This window comes from Arthrobacter sp. TB 26, from assembly GCF_000427315.1.
In the GTDB taxonomy this organism is placed as follows: Bacteria; Actinomycetota; Actinomycetes; order Actinomycetales; family Micrococcaceae; genus Arthrobacter.
Genome location: NZ_AUPJ01000091.1, coordinates 5540 through 10137 on the forward strand (window position 1 = coordinate 5540; position 4598 = coordinate 10137).

Genomic DNA, 4598 nt, shown 5'->3' on the forward strand with positions numbered 1-4598 from the left:
CACCCCGCCGCCGTTGCGCCAGGGTTGGGCTTTCAGCTCGGCATATCGGATGATCTCCATCCCACCACCCTATCCGCCGGCCGGAAAGTAATCGCGGGGCTGGGTGAGGCGCCGGCGTGCCACTGTCCTTGCTAACGTCGGAGGCAGAAGCACAGGAACTACTGCAAAAGGAGCCGAATGTTCGTCAAGGTATGCGGGCTCAGCACGCCGGAGTCGGTCCGGACCGCCGCGGAGTCCGGGGCGGACGCCGTCGGCTTTGTCCTGACCCGCAGCCCCCGCGAAGTGACTCCCGCACAGGCCCGGGAACTCCTGGCCCACGTCCCGGCCGGGTTCCCCGCCGTCGGGGTCTTCCGGCACGAAGCCGCGGCGGACGCCGTCGCCGTGGCCCGCGACGCCGGGCTGCACTGGATCCAGCTCCATGGCGACCGCGCCCCGGCAGACGTGCGCACCGTGCACGACGCCGGACTCAAGCTCATCCGGGCCGTCACCATGTCCGCCGCGCCCGAGTCGTTCGCGGACTGGGGCGAGGACCTGCTCCTGATCGACGCCGCCGTCCCCGGCTCCGGCGAGGCCTGGGACTACGCCTCGGTCCGCGCCAAGGGGCTGGCCGGGCGCAACTGGCTCCTGGCCGGCGGGTTGGATCCTGCCAACGTCGCCGGTGCGGCCTCGCAGGCAGGCGCCTGGGGAGTGGACGTCTCCTCCGGCGTCGAGTCCTCCCGCGGTGTGAAGGACCTGGCCAAAATCCGGGACTTCGTGACGGCGGCCAAGTCCCTGGCTCCGCGGCCCTGAAACCGGCCGCAGGAATGCCGCCGGACCGCACCGTGTTGGCCCTGACATGAAGCGCATCGGATTTTTGTCCTTCGGACACTGGGGCCCCGGCGAAGGCTCCCGCACCCGGACCGCCCGCGACGCCCTGCTGCAGGGCATCGAACTGGCTGTTGCCGCCGAGGAATTGGGCGTGGACGGCGCGTACTTCCGGGTGCACCACTTCGCCCGGCAGCAGGCGTCCCCGTTCCCGCTGCTGGCCGCCGTCGCCGCCCGGACCAGCCGGATCGAAATGGGCACCGGCGTGATCGACATGCGCTACGAGAACCCGCTGTACATGGCAGAGGAAGCCGCCGCGACGGACCTGATCAGCGGCGGGCGGCTGCAGCTGGGGATCAGCCGCGGTTCACCCGAACCCGCCCGTGACGGTGCCGCGGCCTTCGGCCATGTGCCAGCTGACGGCGAGACGGATGCGGACATGGCGCGGCGGCACACGGCGCTGTTCCGCCGCGCCATCTCGGGCGCCGGGATGGCGGAGGCCGAGCCGCGCTACGCCGGCGGCGGATCCGGGCTGCTGCCAGTCCAGCCCCATTCCGCCGGCCTCGGCGAACGGATCTGGTGGGGCGCCGGCTCGCGCGCCACCGCCGTCTGGACCGCGGAGCAGGGCATGAACCTGATGAGCTCCACACTGCTCACCGAGGACACCGGGGTGCCCTTCGACCAGCTCCAGGCCGAGCAGATCAGCATGTTCCGCCAGGCCTGGGCCGACGCCGGCCATCAACACGAGCCGCGCGTATCGGTCAGCCGCAGCGTCCTGCCGATCGTCGACGATGAGGACCGGCGGTACTTCGGCCTCAGCGCCCTGCGGGAAAAGCGGGACCAGGTGGGGGTGATCGACGGACTCGTGGCCCGGTTCGGCAGGAGCTACGTCGGCGCGCCCGACGCCATCGCGGAGGAACTCGCCGCCGACGCCGCCGTCCAGGCCGCCGACACCCTGCTGCTCACCGTCCCCAACCAGCTCGGAGTGGACTTCAACGCCAAGCTGCTGGGCACCGTTGTCCGGCACATCGCTCCGGTGATCGGCTGGGCGCCGAAGTCGGCGTCGTAGCCGCCCGGGTGGCGCAAAAGGCTAGCCGCGCCGCGGCGGCGTGGCTAGCATGGCTCCTTGGGGGAGTACCCCGATGACCCGGCGGGCCCGGCCCGCCACCCGCGAAGGAGACCGTTGTGACACTGCCCCAAGGTTTGACCCCCGGCGTCTGGACGCTGGACATGTCCCACAGCGAAGTTGGCTTCAGCGTCCGGCACGCCGGCATCAGCAAGGTCCGCGGCCGCTTCAATGAGGCCACGGCGGAGGCGCGTGTCGGCGACTCCCTCGCAGATGCCAGCCTGCATGCCAGCATCAAGACAGCCAGCTTTGACTCCGGCGACGCCAACCGCGACGCGCACGTCCGAGGCGCTGACTTCTTCGACGTCGAAAAGTACCCGGACATGACGTTCCGCGCCACCGGGATCAGGGGCGACGGCGAGGACTACGTCCTGACCGGCGACCTCACCATCCGCGACGTCACTAAGCCGGTGGACCTGGAAGTCGAGTTCACCGGCATCGCGGTGGACCCGTTCGGCGCCACCCGCGCGGGGTTCAGTGCGGAGGCGGACATCAGCCGCAAGGAATTCGGCCTGACCTGGAACGCCGCGCTCGAGGCTGGCGGGCTGCTGGTCAGCGACAAGGTCAAGATCAGCGTCGAGGCGGCCATGGTGAAGCAGGCCTAAGGTGAAGCAGGCCTAGAAGAGCAGCAGCACGAAGCCGCCGACCGTGGACAGGATCCCCACCCCGGTGAGGATCCAGCCGAGGGTCCAGGCGGCATTGTCGTGCTTTGGCGGGGTCAGCCCCCAGCGGGACGGGTGGCACACGTCGTAGAAGAGCTCGACGTCGGTGCCCACTACCAGGCCGCCCGACTCGGCCGCCGGCAACAGGGACCGGTGGTCGGCGTCGTGGTGGTCCGTCCAGCTGTAGCCGGTGAATCCGCCGGCGCTGATCACCTTGCCGGTGGTTCCGGCCCACTGGCACCGGCGCCGCCGGGCGATCCAGCCCCACACCAGCAGCGGCAGGCCCAGGACGAAACCCACCCACGTCATGACTTCGAGGATGGGGCCGAGCAGGTCCCCGATGGTTGTCATCTGCGTCTCCCGGCGATCAGGGCAAGCTTCAGGAGTGCAGGCATGGTCCAAGTATTATGCCCTTCCGTGCGTTCGCAAAGCTATGCGCTGTCCGCCCGGGTCACCGGACGAATTTCAGGAATTGTTCAGGGTGAACCCCTAGGCCGGATCTGCCTCCGGCGGGGGAGAATGGTCCCATGAAGACACTGCTTAATATCATCTGGCTGCTCTTTGGTGGACTCTGGCTGGCGCTCGGCTACTTCGTGGCCGGGATCATTTGCTGCCTGCTGGTCGTCACCATCCCGTGGGGGCTCGCGTCGTTCCGGATCGCGAACTATGCGCTCTGGCCCTTCGGGCGCACCGTGGTGGACCGCCCGGGTGGCACGGGCGTGTTCGCGTTGCTGGGGAACGTCATCTGGCTGCTCGTTGCCGGCATCTGGATCGCGATCGGCCACGTGGTCACCGCCTTCGCGATGGCCATCACCATCGTCGGCATCCCGCTGGCCATCGCCAACCTCAAGCTCATCCCGGTCTCGCTCATGCCGCTGGGCAAACAGATCGTCCCGAGCGACAAGCCTTTTGTGACGACCTACAACAAGTCCTACCGCTAGCCCGTTTTAGAGGAGGAGCCCGAAATGTCCGAGCACGTCACCGCCGTTCCAGCCCCGTCCGGCCAGGGCGGAGCCCCCACGCCGCCCGACGACCTCATGCTGGTCATTACGCGCGAATTCCAGGCACCCGTCACCCGGGTGTGGTCCGCACTGACGGACCCCGACCAGGCCACGGAATGGTGGGGGCCCCGCGGGTTCCACACTCCCCGGGATAGCATCGACGCGGATCTGGAAATCGGCGGCCTCTACCGGGCCTGCATGGTCCAGGACAGCACCGGCAAGGAACAGTGGTGGAGCGGCGTCCACACGGACATCGAACCGCCCAACCTCTTCGTCTTCACCCATGCCTGGGACAAACCGGACGGCACCCGGGGCTTCGAGACCGAGGTGACGTTCCAGCTCGAAGAGATCGACGGCGGCACCCGGATGACGTTCTTCCAGGGCCCCTTCGACACGATCGACAACCGCGACGGCCAGGGCATCGGCTGGCGCGAGTCCTTCGACCGCCTCGCCGAACACCTCCGCCGGGGCGCCTGAGAAACCAGGCAACGCGGGGTCACGTAACGCCTATCCCGAGGGGGTTTATGGGCGCTACGTGACCCCGCGTTGCGTCCCGGCCTGCGCCCCGCCTACCCGAGCTCGCCCTGCAGGTTCCGCCGCGCTGCGTCCAACCAGAGGTCCCGGCCCCGCGGGGTGTGGAAGAGCGGGTCCAGCTGCAGGAGCTGGCGGACAACGGCGGCGCGCCCGGCGGCGAAGTCGTCGTCGCCGATGTGCGCAAAATCCAGCCGGACGGCGGCCAGATACCGGGCGTAGGCTCCCGGCTCCCCGCCCAGCACCGAGAGGTCCGCGTCGCTGAGGAGGGCGGCGGCGTCGTCCCCCGTCTCCGGCCGGTGGTCGGCCGTCATCCGCACCAGGCGGGCCACCTCGGCCACCTCGGCCGCGGGAAGGCCGGCGTGGGCCAGCCGGTCCTCGGCGAGCCGGGCCGACTCCTCCTCGTCCTGGCCCGCGATCCCGCGGTAGACGGCGTCGTGGAACCAGGCGGCGAGCAGCACGGCGCGCGGCGGG

Annotated in this window: 6 protein-coding genes and 2 pseudogenes (1 of these 8 cut by a window edge); 5 read left to right on the forward strand and 3 right to left on the reverse strand. The window is 69.7% G+C overall.

Going from position 1 to position 4598, the window contains the following annotated elements:
• Nucleotides 1–60 (reverse strand): annotated as a pseudogene (locus tag K789_RS22115) (HutD family protein) (it extends 587 nt beyond the left edge of the window).
• A 117-nt stretch (nt 61–177) separates the two neighbouring features.
• On the opposite strand from K789_RS22115, the gene K789_RS0102445 reads away from it, so the two are divergent.
• From K789_RS0102445 to K789_RS0102455, 3 genes are all read left to right on the forward strand, one after another.
• Nucleotides 178–789, forward strand: a complete 612-nt coding sequence (locus K789_RS0102445) for a phosphoribosylanthranilate isomerase (protein ID WP_024365359.1) — start codon at nt 178–180, stop codon at nt 787–789.
• A 46-nt stretch (nt 790–835) separates the two neighbouring features.
• A complete protein-coding gene (locus K789_RS0102450; RefSeq protein ID WP_024365360.1) occupies nt 836–1873 on the forward strand; it encodes an LLM class flavin-dependent oxidoreductase in 1038 nt (345 codons plus the stop codon).
• Nucleotides 1874–1989: 116 nt separating this feature from the next.
• Nucleotides 1990–2535, forward strand: a complete 546-nt coding sequence (locus K789_RS0102455; RefSeq protein WP_024365361.1) for a YceI family protein — start codon at nt 1990–1992, stop codon at nt 2533–2535.
• A gap of 12 nt (nt 2536–2547) precedes the next feature.
• On the opposite strand, the gene K789_RS0102460 is transcribed toward K789_RS0102455, so the two are convergent.
• Nucleotides 2548–2943 carry a hypothetical protein gene (locus tag K789_RS0102460; RefSeq protein ID WP_024365362.1) on the reverse strand — a complete coding sequence of 132 codons (396 nt, stop codon included), beginning with the start codon at nt 2941–2943 and terminating at the stop codon, nt 2548–2550.
• A 176-nt stretch (nt 2944–3119) separates the two neighbouring features.
• Here K789_RS0102460 and K789_RS0102465 point away from each other — a divergent pair, with 176 nt between their 5' ends.
• Both K789_RS0102465 and K789_RS0102470 read left to right on the forward strand, forming a co-directional pair.
• On the forward strand, nt 3120–3533 hold the full coding sequence (locus K789_RS0102465) for a YccF domain-containing protein (RefSeq protein ID WP_024365363.1): 414 nt from the start codon (nt 3120–3122) through the stop codon (nt 3531–3533).
• Between the two features lie 24 nt (nt 3534–3557).
• On the forward strand, nt 3558–4070 hold the full coding sequence (locus K789_RS0102470; RefSeq protein ID WP_024365364.1) for an SRPBCC family protein: 513 nt from the start codon (nt 3558–3560) through the stop codon (nt 4068–4070).
• A 92-nt stretch (nt 4071–4162) separates the two neighbouring features.
• On the opposite strand, the pseudogene K789_RS0102475 reads toward K789_RS0102470, so the two are convergent.
• Nucleotides 4163–4598 (reverse strand): annotated as a pseudogene (locus tag K789_RS0102475) (DUF4031 domain-containing protein); the annotation flags it as partial.

Coding starts and splice junctions, on each gene's coding strand:
- K789_RS0102465 (WP_024365363.1), top strand. CDS start 3,120: ATGAAGACACTGCTTAATATCATCTGGCTGCTCTTTGGTGGACTCTGG.
- K789_RS0102470 (WP_024365364.1), top strand. CDS start 3,558: ATGTCCGAGCACGTCACCGCCGTTCCAGCCCCGTCCGGCCAGGGCGGA.
- K789_RS0102445 (WP_024365359.1), top strand. CDS start 178: ATGTTCGTCAAGGTATGCGGGCTCAGCACGCCGGAGTCGGTCCGGACC.
- K789_RS0102450 (WP_024365360.1), top strand. CDS start 836: ATGAAGCGCATCGGATTTTTGTCCTTCGGACACTGGGGCCCCGGCGAA.
- K789_RS0102460 (WP_024365362.1), bottom strand. CDS start 2,943: ATGACAACCATCGGGGACCTGCTCGGCCCCATCCTCGAAGTCATGACG.